24 protein-coding genes are annotated in these 26,933 nt (G+C 44.2%); 13 read left to right on the forward strand and 11 right to left on the reverse strand.

The window, feature by feature from the left end; translation table 11 throughout:
- Positions 1–178 precede the first annotated feature (178 nt).
- Both BK026_RS12375 and BK026_RS12380 read left to right on the forward strand, forming a co-directional pair.
- Positions 179–460 carry a PepSY domain-containing protein gene (locus BK026_RS12375; protein WP_014950922.1) on the forward strand — a complete coding sequence of 94 codons (282 nt, stop codon included), beginning with the start codon at positions 179–181 and terminating at the stop codon, positions 458–460.
- A gap of 100 nt (positions 461–560) precedes the next feature.
- Positions 561–1,130, forward strand: coding sequence for a cytochrome b/b6 domain-containing protein (locus BK026_RS12380; protein ID WP_071816108.1), 570 nt, complete (start codon positions 561–563; stop codon positions 1,128–1,130).
- A 140-nt stretch (positions 1,131–1,270) separates the two neighbouring features.
- On the opposite strand, the gene BK026_RS12385 is transcribed toward BK026_RS12380, so the two are convergent.
- Positions 1,271–1,915 carry a tetratricopeptide repeat protein gene (locus BK026_RS12385; RefSeq protein WP_071816109.1) on the reverse strand — a complete coding sequence of 215 codons (645 nt, stop codon included), beginning with the start codon at positions 1,913–1,915 and terminating at the stop codon, positions 1,271–1,273.
- Between the two features lie 163 nt (positions 1,916–2,078).
- On the reverse strand, positions 2,079–2,330 hold the full coding sequence (locus BK026_RS12390; protein ID WP_071816110.1) for a TIGR02647 family protein: 252 nt from the start codon (positions 2,328–2,330) through the stop codon (positions 2,079–2,081).
- Positions 2,331–2,626: 296 nt separating this feature from the next.
- On the opposite strand from BK026_RS12390, the gene ubiD reads away from it, so the two are divergent.
- The 4 genes from ubiD (at position 2,627) to BK026_RS12410 (ending at position 7,757) form a co-directional block, all read left to right on the forward strand.
- Complete coding sequence (ubiD, locus tag BK026_RS12395) at positions 2,627–4,093, forward strand: 4-hydroxy-3-polyprenylbenzoate decarboxylase (protein WP_071817633.1); 1,467 nt, start codon at positions 2,627–2,629, stop codon at positions 4,091–4,093.
- Between the two features lie 98 nt (positions 4,094–4,191).
- The gene (gene fre / locus BK026_RS12400) at positions 4,192–4,887 is read left to right on the forward strand and encodes an NAD(P)H-flavin reductase (RefSeq protein WP_071816111.1); all 696 of its coding nucleotides are present in this window, start codon (positions 4,192–4,194) and stop codon (positions 4,885–4,887) included.
- 198 nt (positions 4,888–5,085) lie between these two features.
- Positions 5,086–6,498 (forward strand): M28 family metallopeptidase, encoded by a 1,413-nt coding sequence (locus BK026_RS12405; protein ID WP_083575082.1) that lies wholly within the window; start codon positions 5,086–5,088, stop codon positions 6,496–6,498.
- Positions 6,499–6,740: 242 nt separating this feature from the next.
- Positions 6,741–7,757: a transporter substrate-binding domain-containing protein gene (locus tag BK026_RS12410; RefSeq protein ID WP_071816112.1), complete on the forward strand. Its 1,017-nt coding sequence runs from the start codon at positions 6,741–6,743 to the stop codon at positions 7,755–7,757.
- Between the two features lie 14 nt (positions 7,758–7,771).
- On the opposite strand, the gene BK026_RS12415 is transcribed toward BK026_RS12410, so the two are convergent.
- The gene (locus BK026_RS12415; RefSeq protein WP_071816113.1) at positions 7,772–10,486 is read right to left on the reverse strand and encodes an ATP-binding protein; all 2,715 of its coding nucleotides are present in this window, start codon (positions 10,484–10,486) and stop codon (positions 7,772–7,774) included.
- Between the two features lie 238 nt (positions 10,487–10,724).
- On the opposite strand from BK026_RS12415, the gene BK026_RS12420 reads away from it, so the two are divergent.
- From BK026_RS12420 to BK026_RS12430, 3 genes are read left to right on the forward strand one after another with little or no spacing between them, the layout of a single operon-like run.
- Positions 10,725–11,282, forward strand: coding sequence for a GbsR/MarR family transcriptional regulator (locus BK026_RS12420; RefSeq protein WP_071816114.1), 558 nt, complete (start codon positions 10,725–10,727; stop codon positions 11,280–11,282).
- An 11-nt stretch (positions 11,283–11,293) separates the two neighbouring features.
- Positions 11,294–12,667, forward strand: a complete 1,374-nt coding sequence (locus BK026_RS12425; protein ID WP_071816115.1) for a cytochrome ubiquinol oxidase subunit I — start codon at positions 11,294–11,296, stop codon at positions 12,665–12,667.
- Between the two features lie 11 nt (positions 12,668–12,678).
- Positions 12,679–13,686: a cytochrome d ubiquinol oxidase subunit II gene (locus tag BK026_RS12430; RefSeq protein WP_071816116.1), complete on the forward strand. Its 1,008-nt coding sequence runs from the start codon at positions 12,679–12,681 to the stop codon at positions 13,684–13,686.
- A gap of 592 nt (positions 13,687–14,278) precedes the next feature.
- Here the strand turns inward: BK026_RS12430 and BK026_RS12435 are convergent.
- From BK026_RS12435 to prlC, 8 genes are all read right to left on the reverse strand, one after another.
- Positions 14,279–14,761: an Lrp/AsnC family transcriptional regulator gene (locus BK026_RS12435; protein ID WP_083575083.1), complete on the reverse strand. Its 483-nt coding sequence runs from the start codon at positions 14,759–14,761 to the stop codon at positions 14,279–14,281.
- 114 nt (positions 14,762–14,875) lie between these two features.
- On the reverse strand, positions 14,876–15,502 hold the full coding sequence (locus BK026_RS12440; protein ID WP_071816117.1) for a hypothetical protein: 627 nt from the start codon (positions 15,500–15,502) through the stop codon (positions 14,876–14,878).
- Between the two features lie 196 nt (positions 15,503–15,698).
- Complete coding sequence (locus BK026_RS12445; RefSeq protein WP_012519905.1) at positions 15,699–15,908, reverse strand: cold-shock protein; 210 nt, start codon at positions 15,906–15,908, stop codon at positions 15,699–15,701.
- Between the two features lie 293 nt (positions 15,909–16,201).
- Positions 16,202–17,830: a ubiquinone biosynthesis regulatory protein kinase UbiB gene (gene ubiB, locus BK026_RS12450; protein WP_071816118.1), complete on the reverse strand. Its 1,629-nt coding sequence runs from the start codon at positions 17,828–17,830 to the stop codon at positions 16,202–16,204.
- 17 nt (positions 17,831–17,847) lie between these two features.
- The gene (locus tag BK026_RS12455) at positions 17,848–18,489 is read right to left on the reverse strand and encodes an SCP2 domain-containing protein (protein WP_071816119.1); all 642 of its coding nucleotides are present in this window, start codon (positions 18,487–18,489) and stop codon (positions 17,848–17,850) included.
- Entirely contained in the window at positions 18,489–19,286 is a 798-nt protein-coding gene (ubiE, locus tag BK026_RS12460; RefSeq protein ID WP_014950941.1) for a bifunctional demethylmenaquinone methyltransferase/2-methoxy-6-polyprenyl-1,4-benzoquinol methylase UbiE, read from the reverse strand. The genes BK026_RS12455 and ubiE overlap by 1 nt, the downstream gene beginning before the upstream one ends.
- 161 nt (positions 19,287–19,447) lie before the next feature.
- Complete coding sequence (locus BK026_RS12465) at positions 19,448–20,149, reverse strand: DNA-3-methyladenine glycosylase I (protein ID WP_071816120.1); 702 nt, start codon at positions 20,147–20,149, stop codon at positions 19,448–19,450.
- 6 nt (positions 20,150–20,155) lie between these two features.
- The gene (gene prlC / locus BK026_RS12470; protein ID WP_071816121.1) at positions 20,156–22,192 is read right to left on the reverse strand and encodes an oligopeptidase A; all 2,037 of its coding nucleotides are present in this window, start codon (positions 22,190–22,192) and stop codon (positions 20,156–20,158) included.
- A 272-nt stretch (positions 22,193–22,464) separates the two neighbouring features.
- Between prlC and BK026_RS12475 the strand changes: the two genes are divergently transcribed.
- From BK026_RS12475 to BK026_RS12490, 4 genes are read left to right on the forward strand one after another with little or no spacing between them, the layout of a single operon-like run.
- The gene (locus BK026_RS12475; RefSeq protein WP_071816122.1) at positions 22,465–23,025 is read left to right on the forward strand and encodes a response regulator; all 561 of its coding nucleotides are present in this window, start codon (positions 22,465–22,467) and stop codon (positions 23,023–23,025) included.
- 24 nt (positions 23,026–23,049) lie between these two features.
- Entirely contained in the window at positions 23,050–23,874 is an 825-nt protein-coding gene (locus tag BK026_RS12480; RefSeq protein ID WP_071816123.1) for a phosphate/phosphite/phosphonate ABC transporter substrate-binding protein, read from the forward strand.
- A 12-nt stretch (positions 23,875–23,886) separates the two neighbouring features.
- Positions 23,887–25,545 carry an ATP-binding protein gene (locus BK026_RS12485; RefSeq protein ID WP_071817636.1) on the forward strand — a complete coding sequence of 553 codons (1,659 nt, stop codon included), beginning with the start codon at positions 23,887–23,889 and terminating at the stop codon, positions 25,543–25,545.
- A gap of 32 nt (positions 25,546–25,577) precedes the next feature.
- Positions 25,578–26,885 (forward strand): response regulator, encoded by a 1,308-nt coding sequence (locus tag BK026_RS12490; protein WP_071816124.1) that lies wholly within the window; start codon positions 25,578–25,580, stop codon positions 26,883–26,885.
- Positions 26,886–26,933: the final 48 nt, after the last annotated feature.

Genomic DNA, 26,933 nt, shown 5'->3' on the forward strand with positions numbered 1-26,933 from the left:
TCTGTGACATGTCGAAGGCAGTTTTATGACAAATATTTTGCACCTCGTAAAGAAACCAAACAGAACCCAATTCTGTACAACAAAGCTGTGTAAGCTCTATGCATGACAGAACAATGTCAGTACACTATTTAAGTAGGACAGAAATAACATTTAACCAAAAAGCGAAATGGAGACTGCAATGAAAAAACTAATGATGGCTACGGCTATTGGCGCTGCAACCCTTTTAAGTGCATGTAGTGCTGAGCACGGTACTACGCAGTGTACGACTGCACCTGAAGCTGAATGGCAGAACCAAGATGCGTTTCAGGCCCAGCTGTTAGCGCAAGGCTACAAAATTAACGAGTTTAAAGTGACAGGCGGCAATTGCTACGAAATCTACGGCTTCGACAAAGAAGAAAACAAAGTAGAAATTTACTTCAACCCTGTTGATGGCAGCATTGTTAAGAAAGAAATGCACTAAGTCTGTTATAGCGAGCCGTATATGAATGCTTGCTTTAATACTTGATAAAAACGCTGCAAACTATTGCAGCGTTTTTGTTTTACCTTAAGAAAGTGATGTAATGTACAGACCTAATAATACGCCTTCGGATATTTACATTTGGGACTGGGTAGTGCGCGTGTGCCACTGGGGCCTTGTCGTTACCTTTGTGACCAACTATTTTATTGTAGAGCCAGGTCGCCTTAATCATGAAATAGCCGGTTATATCGCGGTAGCGCTCATATCTGTTCGTATTGGCTGGGGCGTTTTATCGACCAAATTCGACAGGTGTAGAAGGGTTGCTACTGAATACGCAAGCTTTTCTAATGTAGCATTACACCGACAAGCTTTCGCTGAACATATTCAGCACGTAAGACAAAAGAAAATTCCCACTCACCATGGCCACAACCCTTTCGGCTGGCTAATGATAATAATTGTTATAACGCTACTGCTGGGTTTAGGTATTACCGGTTTTATGATGGAAGAAATAGATGCCATGTTTGGTAATAGTGCGCTGGAATGGATACACAGCATTATGGCTGATGTGCTTTACGCATGTGTGCTAATACATGTCGCTGCCGTGTTTGTTGTGCAATATATGGGAAATATTCAGTTAATTCGCCCTATGCTCACAGGCTGGCGGAAGCGCTAACCCCTTGTAAGTACGCAAAGTGCTCGCTATCGCTGAAGGGCCTTTTGGGATTGGCTAGCTTGTGTTTACCGTAGGCTTTATTCACCTGCAAACTCTCTTAATCATCTAAGCGTTTGCTATCGGTTACCTACCACTGAAATCTAGCTATCTAAAGGTCGCTTTGCTTCACGCACCGCCTTGGGATGCATAAGCTTTTCCAAGCGAGCGAGGTATGACGCTATTTGCTGGTGCTGTTTTTTGTCGTTGGTCACCGAATTATAAAGCCAGTGGTAGGCATCTTCATAGTCGTAAGGGCTACCATGACCTTCTAAAAACAACTCAACCAAGCGAATTTGCGCTTTCAGGTTTTTAAGTGCAGCCGCTTCTCGCAAATACACCACTGCACGCGCTTTATCTTGCTGCACAAGCGTGCCTTTTGCGTAATATCGTCCAAGTTGCTCTAGTGCCGCTGGCAAACCTTGATTTGCGGCATCCTCCATGTAGCCAATTCCACGCGCGGGCTCAGCATCTACACACACACCCCACGCCAGCATATCGCCCCACAAAAATTGGTAGGCTGGAATTTTGAGCACATCGGCGCGAGCTTCAATGTCTTGAACAAGCTGACATCTGTCTTCTACTACTTTATCGAGGTGGGTATTCGCGTTAATCATGTCGATGAGCGCGTCTTGGCTGTAAAGCTGAACTGCGCGAAGCTCTTCTATCGTTTCCCCTTCAAGCGCATAAGCGGAAAACCCCGTTACAGAGGCACTGATTAATAAAGCAGAAGATATAATTCGTTTCATAGCTAAGCAATCAAGGTTGATAACACAAACTTAGTTTAGTTATCGACCTATTATAGATTAACTTAACTAAGAGACGCTTTTCTTTATGTAAAAAATCGCGAGAGGCCAAAGCATTTTTAACTTTGACCTATTCATTTAAAGATATCGCAAAAAAACATATAGGTTAGTGGCTACTTTTTCGCGGACACATGGCGGATTGGATATGACGGGCGTGGTCGGCTAAATCAATACCTAAATCTGTTAAATACCCCCCGTCAGACTGAGTAATTAGCCCTTTAGCGTACAGTCTGGACGCTGCGTTCACCATACTTTGGCTTGCATCGTGATGGATTTTTAGCCCCTGGAGCAGACTGTCTGCAGGAAACTTCAGTAACAAATTTAACTCGTCTAGCATGTCCTGATCGAATGAACTCATGTAACCACCTTAGGCAAAAAAGGGTTATTAAGGTTTTAATACGCGCATTGCTGCGGCGTGTTAACGCAAAGCATCAAAATAGAAGGGCTACAGTAAGAGTTCGCACGCCGTGCGCTAGTGGCCCGTAATTGTTAATTTTCATAACATATTTCTATATCACACCTAAATGGCACCACTGTAAAGGTTATTTTGCCTGTAGAACGTTTAATGTTGGTTTCACAGCGCTTACTGATCGGACTTTGCCGCTAAATAGTATATTCTTGCCATAAATAAAGTTTGTGGATGCACCTGCACTGATGAAGTACAAAGATTTACGCGACTTTATTCGCCAGCTAGAAGCTAAAGGTGAATTGGTACGCATTACCCAGCCCATTGATACCGACCTTGAAATGACGGAAATTGCCGACAGGACGTTGCGTGCCGGCGGCCCAGCGTTGTTATTTGAGAATCCTAAAAACCACGACATGCCCGTTTTGGCTAATTTGTTTGGTACGCCAGAACGCGTAGCCATGGGCATGGGTCAAGAGTCTGTTGAAGCACTTCGCGAAGTAGGCAAGCTACTGGCTTATTTGAAAGAGCCAGAGCCGCCTAAAGGGCTGAAAGATCTTTGGGAGAAGCTGCCAGTATTTAAGCAGGTGCTTAATATGCCTGCCAAAGTCCTTAAAAAAGCCCCTTGTCAGGAAGTGGTGCTTACCGGTGACGACGTAGATTTATCAAAAATTCCGGTACAGCGCTGCTGGCCGGGTGACGCTGCGCCTTTGGTAACATGGGGTTTGAGTGTTACTAAAGGGCCGCATAAAAAGCGTCAGAACTTAGGCATTTACCGTCAGCAGGTTATCGGCAAAAACAAACTTATTATGCGCTGGTTGTCACACCGTGGTGGCGCCCTTGATTTTCGCGAGTGGTGTCAAACCCATCCGGGCGAGCCTTACCCTGTCTCTGTGGCACTTGGTGCGGACCCCGCCACCATACTAGGTGCGGTTACGCCTGTTCCAGATACCCTCTCGGAATATGCTTTTGCAGGTTTACTACGTGGTGATAAAACCGAAGTAGTTAAGTCTATTAGTAACGACTTACAAGTACCTGCCAGTGCCGAGATTGTGCTTGAAGGCTATATTGCACAAGATGAAACAGCACCTGAAGGTCCTTACGGCGATCATACCGGCTATTACAATGAAGTTGACGACTTCCCTGTGTTTACCGTTACCCATATTACCCACCGCAAAGACCCAATCTACCATTCAACCTATACGGGCCGTCCACCAGATGAGCCAGCTATATTAGGTGTTGCGCTAAACGAAGTGTTTGTGCCTATTTTGCAAAAGCAATTCCCTGAAATTGTCGATTTCTACTTGCCGCCTGAAGGGTGCTCTTATCGTATGGCGATAGTTACCATGAAGAAGCAATACCCTGGCCACGCAAAACGGGTGATGATGGGTGTATGGTCGTTCTTGCGCCAGTTCATGTACACCAAATTTGTGATAGTGTGCGATGACGACGTTAATGCCCGTGACTGGAACGACGTTATTTGGGCCATCACTACCCGTATGGACCCTGCCCGCGACACGGTAATGATTGAAAATACGCCTATCGACTACTTGGATTTTGCGTCACCCGTTTCGGGGCTAGGCTCTAAAATGGGAATGGACGCCACAAATAAAATGCCCGGCGAGACCGACCGAGAATGGGGCGTACCTATTGTGATGGACGAAGACGTTAAAAAACGCGTTGATGATATTTGGGACAGTCTTGGTATTATGTAGCAACTCAAAATAGCGCTATTTATTTTGTATTAAAGCTTGCGCTTTTTTAGAGCGCATGAAAAGGCGACACGCTAAGCAAGAAGGTTAGAAGAGAATACATGTCAGAAATTAAGTGTAAGGTTGCAAGCATCATGCCTTTAACCGAAGTGGTACAAAAAGTTGAATTAACGCCAGCAAGCCCTGTTGAGTTTAAAGCGGGTCAGTACGCCATGGTGGTAATGGGCGAAAAAGATATGCGTCCATTTTCTATTGCCAATGCCGCGTTTGACAACACCCGCATTGAATTACACATTGGCGCAGAGCCTGGCAACAGTTACGCTGGTGAAGTGCTAGAGCGCATGCGTGCAGATGGCGAAATTACCGTAAATGTAGGTAATGGCAATGCCTTTTTGCAAAGTAATGGCCTGCCTATGGTGCTTATTGCTGGTGGTACGGGTTTCTCGTATACCTACTCAATTCTGCAAGAGCACCTTAACAGCGGAGACAAAACACCACTTACTCTTTATTGGGGTGGAAAACACGCTGCTGATTTGTATTTAGCTGACAAGCTAACCGAACTCGCTGAAGCGAATGAACACTTCAATTTTGTGCCGGTTGTCGAGTTTGCATGCGACGAGTGGAAAGGCAGAACGGGCTGGGTGCATCACGCGGTAATGGCAGACCATGCTGACTTTGCGAACGTTCAGGTTTATGTTGCAGGTCGTTTTGAAATGGCTAAAGTCGTGCGCGACGACTTTACACAGCGCGGCTTAAAAGTTGAGAACCTGTTTGGCGACGCATTCGCGTTTATTTGAGCGCTAGCGTAAACCTATTTTCTGAAAGCCGGCAAATGCCGGTTTTTTGTTATGTGTTTTAAATCGTTTTTTATGCCAGCATCTTATTCCGATCTTCAGTAGCGCTTCCTTGCGATGACCAACCGTTAAACACGTTTACTCCAATTGTAGCCAAGCCACGTATTGGTTATGGTGAAAAAATAAATACTGGAGAAAACAATGATAAAAAACTTTTCCGCACTCGCTAATATAAACGCAAAAATAAGAAAAAACACCCTACTGGCATCTACGGTTCTATTGAGCGGCACCGTTTCTTTCACTGCTCACGCACAAAGCGAACAGCAGCAAGCTCTTTACGATATTGCCAAAAATGTCTCTGCCGAAAACATTGAAAAAGATATTACTACGCTGGTGAACTTTGGTACACGCCACACTCTTTCTGAAACCGAGTCTAATACCAGAGGTATAGGCGCAGCGAGACGTTGGATAAAGTCTGAGTTTGATAAAATCTCAGAAGAATGCGGTGGCTGCTTAGAGGTATATTATCAATCAGAGGTGATTAGTGGTGAGACGCGTATTCCTGACCCTGTAGAAGTGGTAAGCGTTATTGCTGTTCAACGTGGTTCGACCGATCCAGGTCGCTACGTGATCATGTCGGGCGACATTGACTCACGCGTGTCAGATGTAATGGACTTCACTTCCGATTCACCCGGCGCTAACGACAACGCTTCAGGTGTTGCCGGCACGCTAGAAGCGGCGCGCGTACTATCTAAGTACACATTCAATGGAAGCATTGTTTACGCTGCGTTAGCTGGTGAAGAACAAGGTCTTTTTGGCGGTCGTATTATGGCTAACCAAGCTAAAGAGGATGGCTGGCGGATTAAAGCCGTTCTAAACAACGATATGATCGGCAACATTGAAGGTGTAAATGGAATTATTAACAATACGACAGCGCGAATATTTGCTGAAGGCACTCGTGTAACCGAAACCGAAGATGAAGCACGAGCGCGCAGATTTACCGGTGGCGAAGTTGACTCACCTAGCCGTAATCTAGCCCGCTATATCGATAGAATCGCCGACAAGTACATTGAAAACTTAGACACCATGGTGATTTATCGTCTAGACCGCTTTGGGCGCGGCGGCCATCATCGCCCGTTTAACGACCTGGGGTACCCGGGCATCCGCATTATGGAAACAAACGAAAACTACACCCGTCAGCATCAAGATCTTCGCGTAGAAGACGGTGTGGCCTATGGTGATACCTTAGAAGGTGTAGACTTTGATTATGCTGCTAAGCTTACTGGCCTGAATGCGGTTTCTCTTGCTGCTATGGCGTGGGCACCAAACCCACCTGCAAACGTAGAAATTGCAGGGGCCGTCCAACCTTCGACGTTCTTAAAGTGGGATGCACTAGATGCCGAACAAAACCCGCAGCTTGAAGGCTATAAAGTGTACTGGCGTCGTACTGATGCCCCACAATGGGAATACAGTAAATACGTGGGTAACGTTACTGAAGCCATGCTTGAGAACGTAGTCATTGATAACTACTTTTTTGGCGTTGCTAGTGTAAATAAAAATGGTATTGAAAGTGTAGTTGTTTACCCTGGACCAGCGGGTAGCTTCGGGGAATAACCTTCGGCTAGTTAATAAAAATAAATTAAGGAAGTCGAAATGATAAATGTAGCGGCACAAGGGACTCCCTTTGTCGCTCTTTTTTTGTCATCTCATCCTTAATAACAAAACAGTTCGGCCTTTATGAACGTCGCTTTCCCGAAAAGGTTATCCCGTTCGATTAAGCTTTCATTAATCTCGTTGTTGGATTAAACCGTTGAACTACATTAAAGTGTAATCATTATACAGGGGCAGAAAACTGTATGGAGAGAAATTTGCTAGGCACCCGAATTAGTCACGGTATTAAATATTTATTGTTCATCATAATGGGTTGGTTGTGCTTTTCAATTTCTACCTTAAAAGCGTCCACATTAGGCGCCGCAAACTTTGAAACCTATGTAAGTGACGACGGCGAACCTGCTAGAATAAATGCTTTACTGGAGGACATATTCCAACATGCTGATCTTGATGTCACTCTGCTTGTCATGCGCGATGCATTTTTAGGAAGCGCTGTACTTACGGGAAAAATAGACGGTGAATTTGCTTACATCAACTTAGGTGAAGATAGCGATCAATTTTTATTGTCGCGTGTGTATTTACCTGTAACTCTTTACGCGGTGAGTAAAGATCCGCAAGTAAGCAATGTGAAGTTGTTTCCGCACTTAAAAGGTAGTCGTGTAGCAATTGAAAACCGGTTTGCCAACACCCCTCATTTTCGTTCATTAAAAGACATCAAGTTCTCGCGTAACCCTACTACTTTCGACGCTTTTAAGCAGCTTGCAGATGACAGAGCACCCTATCTTATTACCACAGAGTTACTTGCTCGCGAGTTTAATATAATGCTTGCAAACGATAACGAGGAAACGCTTCACTTTTCAGCTAAACCGCTTGTTAAGACCGGGCTTCAGCTCGCTATTTCTAAAAAAGTATCAAACGCTACACAGCTCATTGAACGGTTCAACAACACCGTCGAAAATATGCAGAATATTGGTAAATTTAACCTGCCTCTCAACCTCGCATGGCTTAGTAAAGATATTAATGGAGATGGCGTAGCAGATTATATTGGACACAGTAGTATAACGCGTTCTAGTGATGACATCGAAAGCGCATTTTCTATAGACCACACGCCTACATCAGAAGCCAGCCTTTTCGTTATCGACGGTATATCGTATTCATCGCTTTCAGAAGCGCAAGCGGCCTTACCCGAAGGCGCACCGCTTGCGGGCCGCGAGTCGATGCTCGATAAAACGACTTATCAGCAGCTGTTGCGGCGTTGGTAAATAATGTTTCAACGTTAGTTTTTATTGGGCATGTACATTTCTAAGATGGTAAGAAGCTCTTCTCCATCGACAGGTTTAGAAACGTAGTTGTTAAAACCTGCCTTTAATGCTTTTACTCTATCAGATGTATAAGCATACGCCGTTAATGCTACTGCGTTTAAAGACGAGATTTCTGGAATTTCGCTAGCGCGAACTTTTAGCATTAAGCCGAGTCCGTCGAGTTCTGGCATGCCAATATCGGATAAGAGTAAATCGAAAGCATCAGGCATATCATTCAGCTCTTTCCAGGCCAATAAGCCATTTTTCACCACATTGACCCTTGCACCATTTGACTCTAAAAATAGCTTAATAAAGTCTCTAGCATCTCGCTCATCTTCTGCCACCAACATGCGCAATCCACTTAATCTTAGAGACTCGGTTAAATCACTGATTTGAGAATGCTTTGATTCAATGACGTCGTCGTGCAAATTTAACGGGGCTATTGGCAAAGAGACAAAGAAAGTCGTACCCGTGTTTGGGCCGTCACTTTCAACATTGATTTCTCCACCGTGCATCTCTATTAAACTTTTAACGATCGATAATCCAAGCCCTAAACCGTGACGATTGTGCTCATTTTTGCCTTGGTAGAAACGTTCAAAAACATGCGACTGTTGCTCTTTTGTCATGCCTTTGCCGTTATCTTTAATTCGGAATAGATAATTCGAGTGCTCTCTTTTTCCGCGAATGTGGACCGTACCGCTTTTTGCAGTGAATTTAAGCGCGTTGCTAAGCAAATTGTTGATAACTTGCTTTATCCGTAAACTGTCACCTAAAATTTGAGTATGCTCATCTTCACAATGAATAGTGAGTTGAATGTTTTTTCCTGCAAACCCTGCTTCAAATGATTTGGCGACTTCTTTAATACAATCAGCAATCTTTAAAGAGTGCGTACTTAGTTTCATCGTACCTGAGATGATGCGCGATAGGTCTAGAATATCGTTAATAAGCGCTGCTTGGGTAGACGCTGCACGTTTTATCACGCCTAGGGCGTCGGTCATGCGATCGACGTTAGCAACATCCATAAGCGCCAAGTCCGTCCAACCTACAATGGAGTTTAACGGGGAGCGTAACTCATGTGAAATACTGGCAAGAAATTGGTCTTTTGCCTTATCGAGCTCTTCCAATTTGCTAATCTGCTTATCTAGCGATGCCTTTAAACTTAAAGCGTAAGGGATAAAGAGATGATCAAAGCCTTCTATTATCAGCTGGTCGTCATCCGTCCATTCGACTGATTCATCTGCCACGCTTTGCAAATACATATCGAATGAATTTCTCGGTGTCAGTGACCTGCCAACGTCTTTACTCGCAGCTTCTCGTCCCGCCCAGCGAATAGTCTTATCTTTCTGTTCTCTGAACCATACCGTGTAATAGCCTAACTTTGCTGATACACACGAAATATACATACCGCGAATACCGTTGAGATTACAGTTTTCAGATACCTCATCACCTAGCCGATTTATCGAAATCGATTGCTCTGACTGAGATACAGCAAATCTTTCTAAGAGCTTTACCAACGTTGGCTCGGATGGCGTTTTACCTACTAAATAATTTCCGGTAGGGGTTATCACCGCCAGACCACACGATTCAGCCACATCTAATAAATCCTGCTCTTTTTCTCCAATCGCCTCTAACGGGTTAGAAAATGTAGTAAGTTTGTGGACAATATTATTAAGCTTTCGCTGTCGTATTTGAAACTGTTCTTTCTTCCTATGCAGTGCTTTTGTATGCAGTTGCCATGCGTAGAGATGACCAAGCGACTCACACACTAAACGCTTTTTCTGGTCGATATACAATGGTGCACTATTGTGGCACGCAAGCAATCCCCAGAGTTTACCTTCAAAGACTAGTGAAACCGAAAACGATGAACGCACTCCCATATTTTTTAAATACCTAATATGAATAGGCGACACCGAGCGCACCATCGACATAGACAAATCAAGTGGAGGTCTGTTATCACTCTGCAAATAAGGTTGTAACCCTATAGGCGTTTCTTCTACATCGTAAACGCATCGTACTCTATTTTTTAAGTAAAGCGCTCTTGCTTGTGATGGGATATCTGAAGCAGGAAATTTAAGCCCTTTAAATGAACGTGCGGCAGGCTCCGTTGACTCACCAATGACTTCTCCGCAATAGGTTTTGTCAAATTGATAAACCATGACCGAATCGAAACCAATGTAGCGCCGAAATACCTCGGCAATAGCATCAGCAACGTCTTGAATGTCATGACAACTATCGACATCAGGCAACAAGGCTCTAATGTCAACGTCCATCGGAACCCATTGCTGGGCGGCTTCATAACTTAGTTGCGGCGTTGGCTCTAACTCGATGACCAACAACCCATTGGAATCAAAAACGACACCGCTGCCTTCTTTATCCCAGTTGTCTAACCACAGTGCATTTTCAGCAAACTTCCACTGGTAAGCGTGGCGCGTTTCTCCACCTTGAACAGCGGCATGTATCGTGTCAAATGTGTGCCCATCAGGAGCCGGAATATCAATTAACGCAGTAACTAAGGTTTCGCCAGGCACCACTTTTACTTTAAACAACTCACCGATATTTTCGCTAACAACGTGGATAATTTTGGTTGTCGGGTCTATCGCTATAACGTAACCAAAGCTCTGCACACTTTCAATTAAGTGAATTGCTTCATCCTCACAGTTTTGAAGCGATGCGTTGTGTATTCCGTTCATGATTTCTACCGTAAGGGAAAATTACGTTAAATGCTTTTTACATTACCACAATTAGATTCTAAAACACTATTTTCTATGATTTTTTGACAACAACACGATGAATTTTAAGGTGATTTTTTTCAGCTTAAACAAATGCTTTTGACTCGTCGATTTTCTTACACTTTTGTTAGTAATCTTGATCTAGCGCAATCTTTTGGTATAAACTTTCAGTAATTTCTGAAACTTCTGGAAAAATATAATGAAAATGACGCCCTTGATTACATCCGCAGTTATGCATTTTGGCGAAATGGGAAGCCGCTGGGGCTTCAATAGGACAGTTGGGCAGATTCTAGCCGTAATCGTACTCAATGATGAGCCTATCTCAGCGCAAGAAATTGCCGATGCACTTAATATTTCGCGAGGAAACACCAGCATGGGGCTGAAAGAACTTCAGTCATGGCGCCTTGTTAAACAGCACCATGTTCCTGGTGAGAGAAAAGAGTTTTTTATTCCTGCTGGTGATATTTGGACGCTAGCAAACAGAGTATTTGAAGAGCGCAGAAAGAGGGAAATAGACCCAACTATGAGCCTTTTACGTGACTTATTACTCGATGCGCCCGCTAACGAAAAAGAGGCAAATGCACAACATAAACTGAACGAAATTCACGATTTACTCGAATCAATTACGGCATGGTCTGAAGAGCTTCAAAATCTTGGGCCTGAAAAGTTAAACACGTTGATGAAGTTGGGTTCTGGCGTGGGCCGTATGCTTGAGCTTAAGGACAAGCTACTTCCGGGGAAAAACAGCGTTAACTAAGGGGGCCTTCTGTGGATGCATTCTTGCTGTCTCGTTTACAATTTGCGTTAAATATTAGTTTTCATATTTTGTTTCCAACCATAACCATGGCGATGGGCTGGTTTCTATTTTATTTTAAGCTGCGCTCTAATACTTCAGGCCACCCTGTGTGGATGCGTATGTATCGCTTTTGGGTGCGAGTCTTTGCCCTAAGCTTCGCGTTAGGTGTGGTAAGCGGCGTCACCATGTCATTCCAATTTGGCACCAACTGGCCTGGCTTTATGGAAAAAGTAGGTAATGTAGCAGGGCCTCTGCTCGGCTACGAGGTACTCACCGCCTTCTTTTTAGAGGCCACATTTTTAGGCATCATGCTATTTGGCATACGTCGAGTACCTAACTGGCTGCATACGGCTTCAACCCTTATTGTTGCGCTTGGTACCACAACCTCAGCGTTCTGGATATTAGCCTTAAATAGCTGGATGCAAACCCCACAGGGCTTTGAAGTGGTCGACGGTGTGGTGTATGCCACAAACTGGAAAGAAATTATCTTTAACCCATCTTTCCCTTACCGCTTTGTACATATGATGTTAGCGTCTGGACTGACAGCCAGCTTCCTGATAGCTGGGCTTTCGGCCTACCGCATGCTGAAAGGCGACGACAAGCTAGCGCCCAAACTCGCTTTAAAAACAGCCACCTATACGGCGGCAGTGTTAATTCCTTTGCAAATTTTTGCCGGCGACATGCATGGTCTAAATAGCCTTGAGCATCAGCCTCAGAAAGTAGCGGCAATGGAAGGACTTTGGGAAACCACTGAAGGCGCACCTTTGTTGCTTTTTGCAATTCCTGACGAAGAAAGCAAAGAAAATCATTTTGAAATTCCTATCCCTTATGGTGCAAGTTTAATTCTTACTCACGAGCTTAAGGGGGAGATTAAAGGGTTAAATGAGTTTGAAGGAGAGCATCCGCCCGTCGCACCTGTTTTCTTCGGTTTTAGGGTTATGGTAGGAATGGGCATGTTAATGCTTGCTGTGTCGTGGCTTGGCAGTCTCTATCTTATACGAAGCAAAGACTTCCCTGTTTGGCTTAAACGCACGTTTGCAGGCATGGCATTTAGTGGCTGGATTGCAACGCTAGCAGGCTGGTACGTAACGGAAATAGGCCGTCAGCCCTATTTGGTAAGCGGCGTATTAAGAACCGCTGATGCCGTTACTCAATTGCCACCGGCCAATATTGCTCTGTCGTTCACGCTCTACCTTGTTATCTATACGGTGCTTCTAATTGCATATATGGGAACACTTATGTTGATGTGCAGAAGAGCAGTTGAAATTGAAGAGATAACGACAGAAGAGCGGGAAGTTGCAAAGGCAAAAATGCAACCTACTGATCCAGACCCAAGCACGGTTTAAGGAGAGCAAACATGTTTGAAAACGTATCAGCAGAAATGCTCGGCAATATTTATGTAGGCTTACTTGGTCTATCTGTATTGTTGTACGCCATTTTAGATGGGTACGACTTGGGTGTAGGTGTACTTATTCCGCCAAGAACAGAAGCGTTTCGCGATGACATGATAGCCTCCATAGGGCCTTACTGGGACGCTAATGAGACGTGGCTTGTGCTCGCCATAGGTCTACTGCTCATTGCTTTCCCTGAAGCTCATAGTGAGTTTTTACAAACCTTGTACTTGCCTGCAACCTTCATGTTGCTAGGGCTTATTCTGCGGGGCGTCGCGTTCGACTTTCGTGCCAAGGTTGTACAGGTGAAAAAGCGTAAGTGGGATTTGGTATTTAAGTACGGTTCGCTTTTGACTACCTTGGCGCAAGGTTACATGCTGGGTATCTATGTGACGGGACTTCGCACAGATATTTGGGCGCAGGGCTTTGCACTACTCGCAGCATTTGGTGTTACGGCAGCCTATGCGTTTATAGGTTCGTGCTGGTTAATACTTAAAGGCGAAGGTGAGCTTCAACAAAAAGCGTACTACTGGGCCAGAAGAGGTTTGGGAGTGCTAGCTGTAGGGATTGTCGCGGTAAGTATCGCAAACCTAACCCTACATGATGACGTGCGAGACTTATGGTTATCTGCGCCTTGGGGCTATGTGCTTTTTGCTATTCCAGTAGCGTGTTTTGCGCTCTTAGCACTATGTGGTGTGTTGCTTAAAAAACTGCCTGATGCACAAGGGAAAGGCGAATGGCTTCCGTTCCTTATTGCCCTTCTAGTATTTTTACTTTGTTTCACCGCATTTGGCATAAGCTACTATCCGTTTATCATCCCTGGACAGATGACGGTGATGGATGCGCTTAGTGATGCAAGTTCTCTACGCTTCTTGCTCGTTGGCGTAGTTATTGTTGTACCTATTATTTTGGCTTATACGGCCATGGTATATAAGATATTCTCCGGTAAATCAGAGAAGCTTTCTTACTACTAGCCTTCGTCGATGGGATCGCAGCAGATCTCAATTACTTGAAACAATAGTGAACATCATTGAAATTCAATGGTGTTCACTTTCTATTCAGCGCTATACTAGATGCTATACATTGCGAGTTTCTTGCGGTTCCCGACGTCTTTCCTGTGCTTGGGGCATTTGCGGCGACCAGTATCCCCAATCCACGAACTCGATCTGAAAACCTGCGATCAAAGTATGATCCTTTTCCTCGAACAATGTATACCAATGAGTAGAGGACGTTTAGCGTTCGCTAGTCTACCCTTAAAGTGTGATCAAAATTTAAACGTTACTTACCGTTAAATATTTTGTTGACATCAAACTGTAATATTACTATATTTTATTTGGGGCAATTTTTAGTAGAAGGAGCCAATACCATGGAAAATGTATTCCATTCGTTCTCACGGTTCTTCAAGCGCGCGCACCCCTACACAGTCGCTCACTATATCGGCCGTAAAAATGCGCAGCGTATCTTAGGATGTAAAATCAAAAAGAAATCCAAGATATTCGCCGACCAGCACGTTGAAGACCAAAATCATTAATTTATATGGGGCCCGTCAAACCGGCCCCATTTTTTTTACATATGATTAAGCGGAACAGAGGTTGTGTACTTTATCTGCTCCATCGCAAAACTAGACGTGACGTCCGAAAATTCTATACCGTTAACCAATCGCTTATAGAAGTGATCAAAGCAATCCATATCGGTGACGAGTACTTTTAACAAGTAATCGTATTCCCCTGACATACGATAACATTCAACAACCTCATCAAATGACGCCGCGTGTTTGGCAAAGTTTGCCAACCACTTCCCATCGTGTCTTCCAGCTTTCACCTGAACGAATACTGTCATCGCAAGGCCCAGCTGTTTTCCTTGCAATAATGCCACACGCTTAGAAATCACGCCCTTTTCTTCTAGCTTTTGAATTCGGCGCCAGCAAGGTGTAACCGTAAGCCCGACTTGCTCGGCAATTTCCGCGACAGGCGTGTCAGCGTTATTCTGTAGCATGGCCAAAATGGCTTTATCTATTGTGTCTATGCCGTTTGTTTTTTCACTACGCATAGTGAACTGCTACCCTTTTTTAATATATTACGTTTTCGGGAAATTGCGTTAGGTCACTTACTTTTAGCGTTGCGATTTAAAAGCGCTTTTAGTTCTGCTAGCTAACACTATGGCCTAAAGCCACCAAGGCTGGTTAAAATCTACATTTTCCGGTGCAATTTCGTATTGAAAGGGAGGTGTAAATGCATCCCAAAAAGCATCGCGTAAGTCTTCATCTAATATAGTCAGATTGCCGGCGTCGCGATAACGAGATAACACTTTATTATAAGCGTCAATCGGCATTTGAGGGTTAGACTGGCGGAAGATAACACGGCCTCCAAACTCTTCATACATCGCTTTTTCCGTTTGAAATTGTATAACTTGCTTGGTCGCTATCTCTTCAATGGGTTTCGTTGCAGTTTTACTTGAAACCTGATCTTCAAACTTCTCAATAAACTTGCCTACTAGTGCTTGATTTACAGTAATGCCCTTTTGCTTTGCGTAGTCTTCTAATACAAGTTCATAGATTCTGTTAGACGCATTTACACGGGCTACGTAATTAAGCATATCCGTGTAATTATCTTTCGCTTGCTGCTTTAAGTTTTTACGCTCTTCATCGCTGGGCATAATATCTGTCATACGGATTTCGGTATTTAGTACCTTCGCCAGAACACCTTGATCATTTACTTGAGCCGCAAAAATTAGGTTTGAACACAGAAAAAATAGTGCAGTAGTCAATAGAGTTCGAATAGTTAATGTCATGCGTAAATAGCACTCCCTGAAGACGTATTCATATCAGTCGATGTTAAGAGTAAAGCACTAAATGCCATGACATCGCAATAGGGTAACAAACGGATAGGAGGAGAAATATATGTGTATAAAACACAGACAAGTAGAGCGGGTAGTTGTAGACAATAGAAAGAAAAACGGCGGTCAAATGACCGCCGTTTTTGAATTCTTAGATAGCTTGCACGTTAGCAGCTTGAAGACCTTTTTGACCTTCTTCAACTTCAAATTCTACTCGCTGACCTTCTGGAAGCGTTTTGTAACCGTCAGAGATGATCGCACGGAAATGAACGAATACGTCCTTACCGCCGTTATCTTGAGTTAGGAAACCGTAACCTTTATCAGCGTTGAACCACTTAACTGTGCCTGTAACTTTAGACATGTCGTATAGACCTCAAATATCGTATTAAATTGCGCATAAGCGCGTGTAACAAAGTTCTTTAGAGTCTTTAAATTGGCGGAGTATTGGGTCTTACTTACGAATGGACAAACAACTTACAACAAATTACCGGGTAACTCGAGTGGTTTAACATATAGCAAATAATACAAAATCGCGTCTATTTAAAGACTTTGGCTTAAAGCCACAGCCACTATAACACTCTTCGGGACGATTAATATACAAATTAATTGATAAACTACGGATTTCATAAATATTTCACCGTAGCGTAACAAAAATCAAAGCCCTTTTCTCCACGCCGCATACCAACAAATCGCGCCGATCAGGCCGGAAAATGTTGGGAAATACCATGATAGTTCATACATTGGCAGTATCGCAGTCATTAACACAAAGGTCGCTCCAACTACACTCAGATGAGTGGTCTGAGTTGTTTTCTTTTGCTCCTGAAGTATAGCCAAGTGCGCTCGTTGCTGCTGAAGTGGTTGACGTTTCATCTGCTGTAAACCGTCGTAAAGCAGGTCTGGCATTTCGGGAAGCTTTTCCGACCAAAAGGGTAAATTGTCTTTTACTTTTCCTATCATGGCAGTGAAGCCAATCTGCTCTTTCATCCAGTTTTCAAGAAACGGCTTAGCGGTCTTCCATAAATCAAGCTGAGGATACAGCTGACGCCCTAAGCCTTCGATATACAACAGCGTTTTCTGCAGAAGTACGAGCTGGGGTTGTACCACCATATTGAAGCGTCGTGCTGTATTAAATAGCTGCAGCAGCACGTTACCAAAGGATATTTCTGCTAGTGGCTTTTGGAAAATAGGCTCGCAGACCGTACGAATGGCCATTTCGAACTCATCAATATTAGTATCTTGCGGCACCCAGCCTGAATCGGCATGAAGCTGTGCAACTTTGCGGTAGTCGCGATTAAAAAAGGCGATAAAATTTTCCGCCAAATAGCGCTTATCTTCGCGATTGAGTGTACCCACAATACCAAAATCGATGGCGATATATTTTGGATTTTCAGGGTGTTCGGTTGATACAAAAATATTGCCCGGGTGCATGTCTGCATGGAAAAAACTGTCGCGAAATACCTGAGTGAAGAATACTTCAACACCGCGCTCAGCCAGTTTTTTCATGTTGGTATTTTGGGTAAGTAAAGCGTCGATATTCGAAATTGGCAAACCATAAATACGCTCCATTACCAATACATTACTGCGACAATAGTCACTGTAAATTTTAGGTACGTACAAGGCGTCTGAGCCCTCAAAGTTACGACCTAGCTGGATACCATTTGCAGACTCACGCAGCAGATCGAGTTCATCCACTATGGTCTTTCGGTATTCCACAACCACTTCAACAGGGCGCAGCCGTTTACCATCCGGAAGCCAACGTTGAAGCACATTAGCCAAGCTAAATAGCAGCTCCATATCCGCCACAATGGTATCGCGAATGTCGGGACGCAGTACCTTTACCACAACGTCTTCGTTGTTGTGTTTTAGTTTTGCGGCATGAACTTGAGCAATAGACGCTGACGCTAGCGGCGCTTTTTCAAATTCGCTGAATAAATCGCTTAAATCAGAAAGCCCCAACGCTTGCTTGATAATGCCTTGTGCTGCGTCTGACGAAAACGGCGGAACTTTGTCTTGTAAACGGGCCAGTTCGTTTGCAATGGCAGGGGGAAGCAAGTCGCGGCGGGTAGAGAGCATCTGTCCGAACTTAATAAAAACAGGCCCCAGGTTTTGTAGTGCAAGGGTAATACGCTCGCCGGCTGACTTGCCCTTGTGCTTGTTCCGCACCCAGAAAATGGTATGGCGCATAGCCCGCGCATACCAGGGTAACCACTTTGCTGGAATAAGTTCGTCTAAGCCGTGTTCCAACAATACCTTGTTAATTCGGTATAACCTAACAATACGCATTTATGAGCCTGTTTCTCTCAATTTTCTTTAAGTGTTTCTTCTAAGCGGCGCAGTCTCGCATCAGCATTTTCTGCTCGATCGCGAAGCGCATTTACTTCGTCGCTAAAGTGCATAACCGCCAGCTTGTGTGCAGCTAGCTGTTTTTCCTCTATTACAGCGTTGCCGAATACTTTCGCTATGGACGCGAGTGCTGACATCGATTTCTCATGCGCGTTTTTCACCATTTTCACGGTTTGATGGGCAATAACATCATTCGTCTTTTGTGCCAGTAACTCTTCAATGTCGATGTCGAGCTGCTGAAACAAGGCGCTGACTTGCTGAGCAACATTTAGCTCTCCTTCTAAAAAGAGGGCTTTTTGCTGAATAAGGCGAGTCAACTGGCTGGTTTCTTTTAACTCTGGCAAGGTTTGTAGCGACGTTTTAATACAACAGTCTTTTGGCCCAAGGGCCGCGACAGCATCTTCAAACGAGCCTTGTTCGCTAAGCACATCGACTCGGTCAGAAAACGACAGCGTGATCCCATAGGGAAGCGGCGAGATAAAAGCGGTAAGCCTAGCGCCAGCAAGCGCTTTTAGCCTTGTTTCGCTGTCTTCGTCTAAAGACAGCAACTTGTTAAAAACCGATTCGGCCGTTGCGGTTACCAGCGCAGAAGTAGGCATTAAAACTTATAACCTCTGTGCAGCGCTACAATACCGCCAGTCAGGTTTTGATAATCGCATTGCTCAAAGCCCGCCTGCTCAAACATCCCCTTCAAAGTTTCTTGATCAGGGTGCATGCGAATGCTTTCTGCTAGGTATTGGTAGCTTTCTGCATCGTTCGCCACCAGTTGCCCCATTTTTGGCAAGATGTGAAACGAGTACATATCGTATAGTTTGCTGAGCTGCTCTGACGTAGGCTTAGAAAATTCTAAAACCAGTAAACGGCCGCCTGGTTTTAACACGCGAAAAATAGAATTAAGTGCGTTTTGCTTTTCTGTCACGTTTCGAAGGCCGAATGCCATAGTCACGACATCAAAATGGTTGTCGGGGAAAGGCAATGCTTCTGCGTCAGCTTGCACATAATCGATGTTGCTTACCAAGCCTCGGTCGCGAAGCTTGTCACGGCCAACTTTCAGCATAGACAAATTGATATCGGCAAGGGTTACGCGCCCTGTTGGGCCTACCAAGCGAGAAAACTTAGCGGTTAGATCACCAGTACCACCGGCAATATCCAATACTTTGTTGCCAGCGCGAACACCGCTGCAGTCTATTGTGAAACGCTTCCATAAACGATGCACTCCCATCGACATAAGGTCGTTCATTACGTCGTACTTTGCTGCAACAGAGTCAAAAACATTAGCAACTAAAGAGGCTTTTTGCCCTTTATCCACCTGTTTAAAACCAAAGTGCGTTGTATGCTCGGTAGCATTGTCGATTGCAGAGTCTGCTTGCGTAGCGGGAGTTTGATTGTCGCTCATGACAGTCCTGTAATTTGAATATTTTTATTAATGCCGAAGTGTATAGGATTGTGTGCTCAAGCAAAAGCTTTATGCCTGCCTCTCTGCTGATGTAACTTAGGCTCCTGCCCAGTCAAAAAGCAGAGCCTGTAAGGTACAGGCTCACCAGTTTAGAACTTGCTTTAGACTACCCTGTTATTCGTACCCCAGCTGAAGGCAACGATGGCGCTTATCTCTTGCAAGGAACGACCGCTTTCCTTATGCCATTGAGCAAACGCTGCATTGGCCGCCGACAGAGACTTTTTCGAGGTTAATCCACCGTCAACAATGTCATTCTTGCGCAAGTAATCTTCCACGTCACGAGAGAATAAAAACGTATCTATGCCTAGTGCTCGAAGCATGTAAGGGCCGGTGTTGCCACCTAATCGCGCACCGCGTTTTTTCAAAAACGCCCAAAGTTCGGTGATATTGCCTTTTTCAAAGCCCGCTACGAACCTACCAAAGCTACCGTGTTCAAGCGCCACGTCTTTGATCATCATGGCGTTGTCGCGCACTGTCATCACTTTTTTATAATTTCGAACAATGCGCTTGTCTGACGCTTTCTGCTCTAGCATTTCATCGGGCATCAGCAACACTTTATCTATGTCGAAACCGAAAAATACGGTCTCAAAATCGGGCCACTTTTGCTCGATGACTCGCCACACAAAACCCGACTGAAACACCTTTTTGGTCATCGCCGCTAGAAAGCGATCGTCAGAAATGGCTTCAATCTGTGCTTTAGAAAGCGGTGCTTGGAGCATAGCTTCAAGCACCTTTTCACCGCCTTTGCGTTCGCACGCTCGCCGGTAAATAGATTGAAAAGACTCTACCTTAGGCTCCTTCATGAATGCTTAGCCTTTTATACCGCTGTGGCGAAGCAAAGCGTCAACTTGCGGCTCGCGCCCTCTAAAGGCTATAAACAAGTCCATAGGAGGCTTACTGCCGCCCATTTCTAAAATGTTCTCTAAGAACGCTTTGCCCGTGTCGCGATTAAAGATGCCATCTTCCTCAAACTTGCTGTACGCGTCGGCAGAAAGTACCTCAGCCCACTTGTAGCTGTAGTAGCCCGCTGCATAGCCACCAGCGAATATGTGACCAAAGCCGTTTTGGAAACGGTTAAACGATGGGGGAATAACTACCGCCACTTCTTTACGCACTTTATCTAATGTGCCCTGTACATCTACCACACTGCCTTTTTCGCTATGCAGTAAGAAATCAAAAAGACTAAATTCAAGCTGGCGTACCATCTGCATCGCAGACTGGTAATCCCGTGCAGCAAGCATACGGTCAAGTAAATCAGCAGGGAGTGGTTCACCGGTTTCATAGTGACCAGAGATAAAGTTAAGTGCGTCTTCTTCCCAGCACCAGTTTTCTAAAAACTGGCTTGGCAATTCAACCGCATCCCACGGTACACCGTTAATACCCGACACACCCGCTACGCGCATCTTCGTGAGCATGTGGTGAATGCCGTGGCCAAACTCATGGAACAAGGTTACTACCTCATCGTGGGTAAATAGCGCAGGCTTATCACCCACAGGCGCGTTGAAGTTACAGGTAAGGTACGCCACGGGCAGCTGTAATTCGCCATCCATTTTTTCACGACGAACTCGACATTCATCCATCCACGCGCCGCCACGTTTTTTCGCACGTGCGTACAAGTCTAGGTAAAAACTGCCGCGCATCACATCGGCATCGTCAGTAATGGTGAAGTAGCGCACATCCTTATGCCAAGTGTCGATACCAGGCTGCTCGATAATCTTTAAGCCATACAAACGGTGCACCACCTCAAACAGGCCAGACAACACTTTATCTTCAGGGAAATAAGGACGCAGCATTTCATCAGAAATTGTGTACTTTTCCTGCTTCAGCTTCTCGCTGTAATACGGTAAATCCCATGCCGCTAGCTCAGTAACACCGTGCTTATCTTTTGCGTACGTTTTTACTTCTTCAAGCTCTTTTTCTGCCTGAGGCTTAGACTTCGCCGCCAAATCACGTAAGAACCCGATAACCTGATCGGTAGAGTCTGCCATTTTGGTCGCCAGGGAACGCTCTGCATAACTTGAAAAGCCAAGCAATTCAGCCAGTTCAGTACGCAGCATTAGCGTTTCTTTAATAATGTCGGTGTTGTCCCACTTACCCGCATTTGGACCTTGATCAGACGCTTTTGTGGCATAGGCACGATACATTTCTTCGCGAAGTTCGCGATTATCCGCGTAAAGCATTACAGGTAAATAAGACGGAATGTCTAACGTAAACAACCAGCCCTGCAAGTCTTTTTGGTGCGCAGCTTGTGCCGCCGCTTCAAGGGCTGATTCTGGCATACCGGCAAGTTCAGCTTCATCGGTAATGTGTTTAGTCCAGCCCATGGTGGCGTCCATGACATTGTTGGAAAAGGTTGATGATAGCTCGCTAAGCTTTGCCTGAATCTCTGCAAAACGCTTCTTTTGCTCTACGGGAAGCGCTACACCTGACAAGGTAAAATCGCGAACCGCGTTTTCAATCACTTTCTGTTGCTCTTCGCTTAACGTGGCAAATTCGTCCGACGCTTTGAGAGAGGCATAAGCATTGTAAAGGCCTTCATGCTGGCCTACCCATGTTCCGTATTCAGATAATAGTGGCAAACACGCATCGTGGGCTTCACGCAATTCATCGCTGCTCACCACGCTATTCATATGAGACACCGGCGAGAACATTTTGCTTAAACGATCATCGACCTCTTCAAGGCGCAGCACTAGATTTTTGTAAGAGTAATCTTTCGACGCCACGACCTCTTCTATTTCGCTTTTGCACGCCGCAATGGCTTTTTCAATTGCAGGCTTAATAGAGGCAGGTTCAATAGCAGAAAAAATTGGTAGACCATCTACCATTTCAATTGCAGGGGTTGTCATAATCTTTTTCACTCTTAACAAACAATAGAATAATGATGGGGCTTTAGCCGGTAAAAGCAAGCGCAGTTGTGGTTTTGACTCAGGCTTGTTTTACTTTTACGCTTTAGAGGTAGATCATCTCTTGTTGTGATGAGTGGCATTGCTTTAGTTACTCGTTCGCGTCATCGGCATTAAGATACCTGTCGCAAATGTCACATTTCATCCTTTTGTCTACTTTGTCCATTATTTATTAGCAAGCTATACTTTGTTTAATTTTTCTTCAAGGGTTTGCTATGAAAACTCTCACATCGGGCGAGATCGCAACATATTGCGACGTTAATTTAAGAACAGTAATACGCTGGATAGAAAGTGGAAAGCTAAAAGGCTTTAAGTTACCTGGGCGTGGCAACAACCGTGTATTGGTTGAGGATTTTATTGAGTTCTTAGAGCGTCATGACATGCCAATTCCTGATGTTCTGAAAGGAACGGCAACGCCGTCTATACTGATAGTTGACGATGAAATGCCCGTTGCAAAGTCTATTCAACGCGTGGCGCGAAGGGCTGGTTATGATTCATTTATCGCTACTGGTGGGTTTCAAGCTGGTATAATGCTTAGCCAATATGAACCCAAGGTGATGACACTCGACTTAAGCATGCCCGGTATGGACGGTTATAGTGTTATCGACTTCACACGGCAGCAAAATAAATATAAAAACCTAAAAATTGTCGTTATTTCTGCACTCGATGACACTAGCTTAGAGCGCGCGTTGGAAATTGGCGCGGACGCGACGCTGCAAAAACCCTTTTCTAACCACGATTTGACACAAGTATTAGAACAATTTATGTCTATGTGAAGAACAGATTAGGGAGCAGTTTTCATGAAGGCTTTTCGTGCTTTTTTTGTTGCTTGGTGTTTTAGTATAGCAATACCGACGTTCAGCTTAGCTAAACCACTGACTTTTGCGGTTGTTCCGCAGCAATCACCCAAAAAAATGGCCGAGAAATGGCAGCCACTCATTCACTACATTGCGCAATATACTGGTCTTGATATCGAGTTCCGCACGGCAAAAGACATTCCAACGTTCGAGGAAAACCTAGTTAACGGCGAGTACGATATTGCCTATATGAATCCTTATCATTACACGGTTTTCAGCGCTAATCCAGGTTACCAAGCCCTTGTGCGAGAAAGTGATAAATCGATTAAGGGATTAATTGTGGTGAATAAATCAAGTGGCATCACGTCAATTGAACAGCTTAATGGAATGGAAATGGTATTCCCGGCCCCGGCTGCGTTTGCTGCAACCATAATCACTTCCGCGCACTTGAAAGCAAACAGCGTTACAATCATCCCTAGATATGTTAACTCTCACGACTCGGTTTATTTCGCTGTACACCAAGATTTTTTTAACGCTGGCGGTGGTATTTACAGAACTTTGAAGAGTATACCGAGCGACGTAAGGGAGGACCTTCATATTCTATGGGAAAGTAAAGGCTTCACGCCTCACGCTATCGCAACTCACCCAGCAATGGCGGATGTCAAAAGACAGGCTATTCTTAAAGCATTCCTCGCAATAAACAATGATTCGGGCGAATCTTATATTTTGGATGGACTTAATTTCAATGGATTTGTTGCGTCTGAAGATGGTGATTGGGATGACGTCAGAGCGCTGGGAATAGCGTCTATTTCACGACCTCATATGTAGAGTATGTTGAGCATGCGATTGTCTTTACGAACGAAAACAATTACAGGTATAGCATCGATAGCAGCGCTTTTGCTACTGGTACTTATTGTTACCGTATTTCAACTGTTAAATGACTTAGTTGACAGTAGCGTTAAAAAATCGGCGGATACCACTGTCGCACTTTTCGTCTCCACTACAAAAAATGCGTTTCTTAGCTACGATTTGGCCTCGCTCGATGCAGACGTGTCGGAAATACTCACTAACCCAAATATTGCCTACGTAAAAGTGCTCGACAAAACGGGCAGTATTTTCGTACAAAAAGGCAACAAAGATGCATTAGACCGACCATTCAAAGCAGATAAAACAGTGTCTGAATCAGATGATGGGGTGTTTGATGCGCGAGCGCCTATTATGGTTAACAACACATTGTATGGCTATGTAGAAATTGGGTTGAATATTGCGTCAGTCACCGAATCTGTATCCAGAGTAAAACAATGGACTATCACCCTCGCTTTACTCGAGTTTGTGTTAGTTGGTCTTTGTTCTTATTTACTCGGCTCGTATTTAATGTCTCAGCTGCAACAGCTACGGGAAGGGGCAAAACACTTAGGCGAAGCAATAGAAAATAATAACTATAGAGATGTATTCGTACCGGTAAGAGGCAAGGATGAACTAAGCGAACTCGCGGAAGCATTCAATCATTTAGTAGAACGTTTAAAAGAAGAGTACGGGCAGCGTCAGCGAGTACAAGATGAACTTCAAGAACTTAACGTTTTGTTGGAAGAGAAAGTACAAGACAGAACGGCGCTGTTGAACAAAAAGAATTTCCAGTTAGAAGAAACAAACAAAGATTTAAAAGAGACCCAAGTACAGTTACTGCAGGCAGAAAAAATGGCATCAGTCGGTCAGTTAGCGGCGGGGGTTGCGCACGAGATAAATAACCCGGTTGGTTTTGTTGGCAGCAACATATCTACCCTTAGTGACTATGTCGCCACATACCAGATGATTTTTTCTCAAATAGACGTGGTGCTTAAAAGCCAAACAGATAAGGGGAAAGAAACAGCGCTTGAAGACTTGAGAAATATGTTATCTAACCAAGACATGGCATTCATCAATGAGGATATTAGTGATTTGCTAAACGACTCAAAAGAAGGGCTTAATCGCGTGGCAAAAATTGTCAAAGGCCTAAAGCTCTTTTCTAGAGTAGATAGTGATGAAATGCAAAATCACAATATTAATGATTGTGTACGAACTACACTCGCTATGGTTAATAACCAATTGAAATATATTTGTACTGTAGAAACACATTTAGGTAACGTACCCGATGTAACTATTAATGTAGGCAAAATATCGCAAGTAATTACCAACCTACTTATCAATGCAGGTCAGGCCATTGAAAGTACAGGAAAAAATGGAAAAATAATAATCACTACTTGCACAGTAAATGGATTCGTTGAGTTGCGTATTGAAGACACTGGCTGCGGTATTCCCGCCAGTCATTTAGACAAGCTTTTTAATCCATTTTTTACAACTAAACCTGAAGGGCAAGGCACGGGGTTGGGCTTGTCTATATCTTTTGGTATTGCTCAAGAACATGGTGGTAACCTGACCGCAACAAGCAGAGAAGGGGAAGGTAGCTGTTTTACTTTAGCAATCCCTCTCAAAAACGACGATGTTGAACAACAGCCTTAAGATAACTAAATAGCGCGCAAGGATCACAGTTTATGGCAGAAATTACTACAGAGAATAATACCACCTACACGGTGCTATTCGTTGACGATGAGCCAAATATTCTGCGCGCTATAAAACGCGCACTCTTCACGATGGACATAACGTTATTGCTTGCCGATAGTGGCGCAAAAGCCTTAGAGTTGATGGCGAATAATGAGGTACATGTTGTCATTTCCGATATGAAGATGCCGCAGATGTCTGGTGCAGAACTGCTCGAGCAAGTAGCAACAAAATACCCCGAAACGTTTCGGGTTGTGCTAACAGGATACGCCGACATTGAATCGACAATACAAGCAGTTAATCAGGGTAAAATCCATCGCTATCTTCAAAAACCATGGGAGAACCAAGAACTCATTTCCGTTGTTGAAGAAGGTTTAGAGCGCGTTAAACTGAAAGCAGAAAATTTGCGTTTGCAAAAACTGACTAAACTACAAAACAAAAAACTTAAAGACGTAAATACATCATTAGAACAAATGGTGCAGAAGCGCACCCGGCAAATCAAAGCGGCATTGAACAAAATTGAGAAGCATAACACTGCAATGGAGCAGGTGCTTTTTAACGTTATCAGTATTAATCCCAATATCAACGGCAAATTTGCCATTGAAGTCAGTGAACTGGCTTCGAAGCTCGCACGCATTGCCAGGCTGGACAAACAAGAAATTAAACAAATTCGTTACGCGGGACTGATTTGTGAGCTAGGTTTACTAGGTCTTGAAACCGACGACTTTTTAGCGCCTTTTTCAAAACTAAAATATCAGCAGCAACAAAACTACTTATCACAAACCAAGCAGGCTTCACTTATACTCGCTCCGGCCCATGAATTACAGCATGTGTCGGATATCATAGAGTTTCAGTTTGAGCATTACAACGGCTCTGGTTTGTACAACAAAGTCGCCAAAGAAATTCCTGTTGGTGCACGAATACTTGCGATTTCAAGAGACTATTGGCGTTTAGTTACCGGACGTATGAGTGGTGTAGAACTTAGCCCAAGAGATGCGAAGTTTGAAATGAAGAAACATCGCAACACTCGATATGACGGAGAGTTTTTAGATCTACTACTTGAAGCAGAAGATGTCACAACATCTAAACTATTGTCTACTTCGTTAAAAGCCACCCAGTTGAAAGCTGGAATGGTACTCGCACAGAATCTCTATAATGATAGTCATATTTTGATCCTGCCCGAGGGGCATGTGCTTAACGAGGCAACCATACAGAAACTCGTTCAGTTTGAAGAAGAGCGTGGCAAAGCATTCAGCATTCAAATAGAACCAGAAGATTTAGCGAATATAACGAATACATAAACTTTTTCCTCCTAACATCGGTATAGCAACGGTCCGCATAGATAACAA

The organism is Alteromonas sp. V450 (assembly GCF_001885075.1).
Lineage (GTDB): Bacteria > Pseudomonadota > Gammaproteobacteria > Enterobacterales > Alteromonadaceae > Alteromonas.

Coding starts and splice junctions, on each gene's coding strand:
- BK026_RS12375 (WP_014950922.1), top strand. CDS start 179: ATGAAAAAACTAATGATGGCTACGGCTATTGGCGCTGCAACCCTTTTA.
- BK026_RS12380 (WP_071816108.1), top strand. CDS start 561: ATGTACAGACCTAATAATACGCCTTCGGATATTTACATTTGGGACTGG.
- BK026_RS12385 (WP_071816109.1), bottom strand. CDS start 1,915: ATGAAACGAATTATATCTTCTGCTTTATTAATCAGTGCCTCTGTAACG.
- BK026_RS12390 (WP_071816110.1), bottom strand. CDS start 2,330: ATGAGTTCATTCGATCAGGACATGCTAGACGAGTTAAATTTGTTACTG.
- ubiD (WP_071817633.1), top strand. CDS start 2,627: ATGAAGTACAAAGATTTACGCGACTTTATTCGCCAGCTAGAAGCTAAA.
- fre (WP_071816111.1), top strand. CDS start 4,192: ATGTCAGAAATTAAGTGTAAGGTTGCAAGCATCATGCCTTTAACCGAA.
- BK026_RS12405 (WP_083575082.1), top strand. CDS start 5,086: ATGATAAAAAACTTTTCCGCACTCGCTAATATAAACGCAAAAATAAGA.
- BK026_RS12410 (WP_071816112.1), top strand. CDS start 6,741: ATGGAGAGAAATTTGCTAGGCACCCGAATTAGTCACGGTATTAAATAT.
- BK026_RS12415 (WP_071816113.1), bottom strand. CDS start 10,486: ATGAACGGAATACACAACGCATCGCTTCAAAACTGTGAGGATGAAGCA.
- BK026_RS12420 (WP_071816114.1), top strand. CDS start 10,725: ATGAAAATGACGCCCTTGATTACATCCGCAGTTATGCATTTTGGCGAA.
- BK026_RS12430 (WP_071816116.1), top strand. CDS start 12,679: ATGTTTGAAAACGTATCAGCAGAAATGCTCGGCAATATTTATGTAGGC.
- BK026_RS12435 (WP_083575083.1), bottom strand. CDS start 14,761: ATGCGTAGTGAAAAAACAAACGGCATAGACACAATAGATAAAGCCATT.
- BK026_RS12440 (WP_071816117.1), bottom strand. CDS start 15,502: ATGACATTAACTATTCGAACTCTATTGACTACTGCACTATTTTTTCTG.
- BK026_RS12445 (WP_012519905.1), bottom strand. CDS start 15,908: ATGTCTAAAGTTACAGGCACAGTTAAGTGGTTCAACGCTGATAAAGGT.
- ubiB (WP_071816118.1), bottom strand. CDS start 17,830: ATGCGTATTGTTAGGTTATACCGAATTAACAAGGTATTGTTGGAACAC.
- BK026_RS12455 (WP_071816119.1), bottom strand. CDS start 18,489: ATGCCTACTTCTGCGCTGGTAACCGCAACGGCCGAATCGGTTTTTAAC.
- ubiE (WP_014950941.1), bottom strand. CDS start 19,286: ATGAGCGACAATCAAACTCCCGCTACGCAAGCAGACTCTGCAATCGAC.
- BK026_RS12465 (WP_071816120.1), bottom strand. CDS start 20,149: ATGAAGGAGCCTAAGGTAGAGTCTTTTCAATCTATTTACCGGCGAGCG.
- prlC (WP_071816121.1), bottom strand. CDS start 22,192: ATGACAACCCCTGCAATTGAAATGGTAGATGGTCTACCAATTTTTTCT.
- BK026_RS12475 (WP_071816122.1), top strand. CDS start 22,465: ATGAAAACTCTCACATCGGGCGAGATCGCAACATATTGCGACGTTAAT.
- BK026_RS12480 (WP_071816123.1), top strand. CDS start 23,050: ATGAAGGCTTTTCGTGCTTTTTTTGTTGCTTGGTGTTTTAGTATAGCA.
- BK026_RS12485 (WP_071817636.1), top strand. CDS start 23,887: ATGCGATTGTCTTTACGAACGAAAACAATTACAGGTATAGCATCGATA.
- BK026_RS12490 (WP_071816124.1), top strand. CDS start 25,578: ATGGCAGAAATTACTACAGAGAATAATACCACCTACACGGTGCTATTC.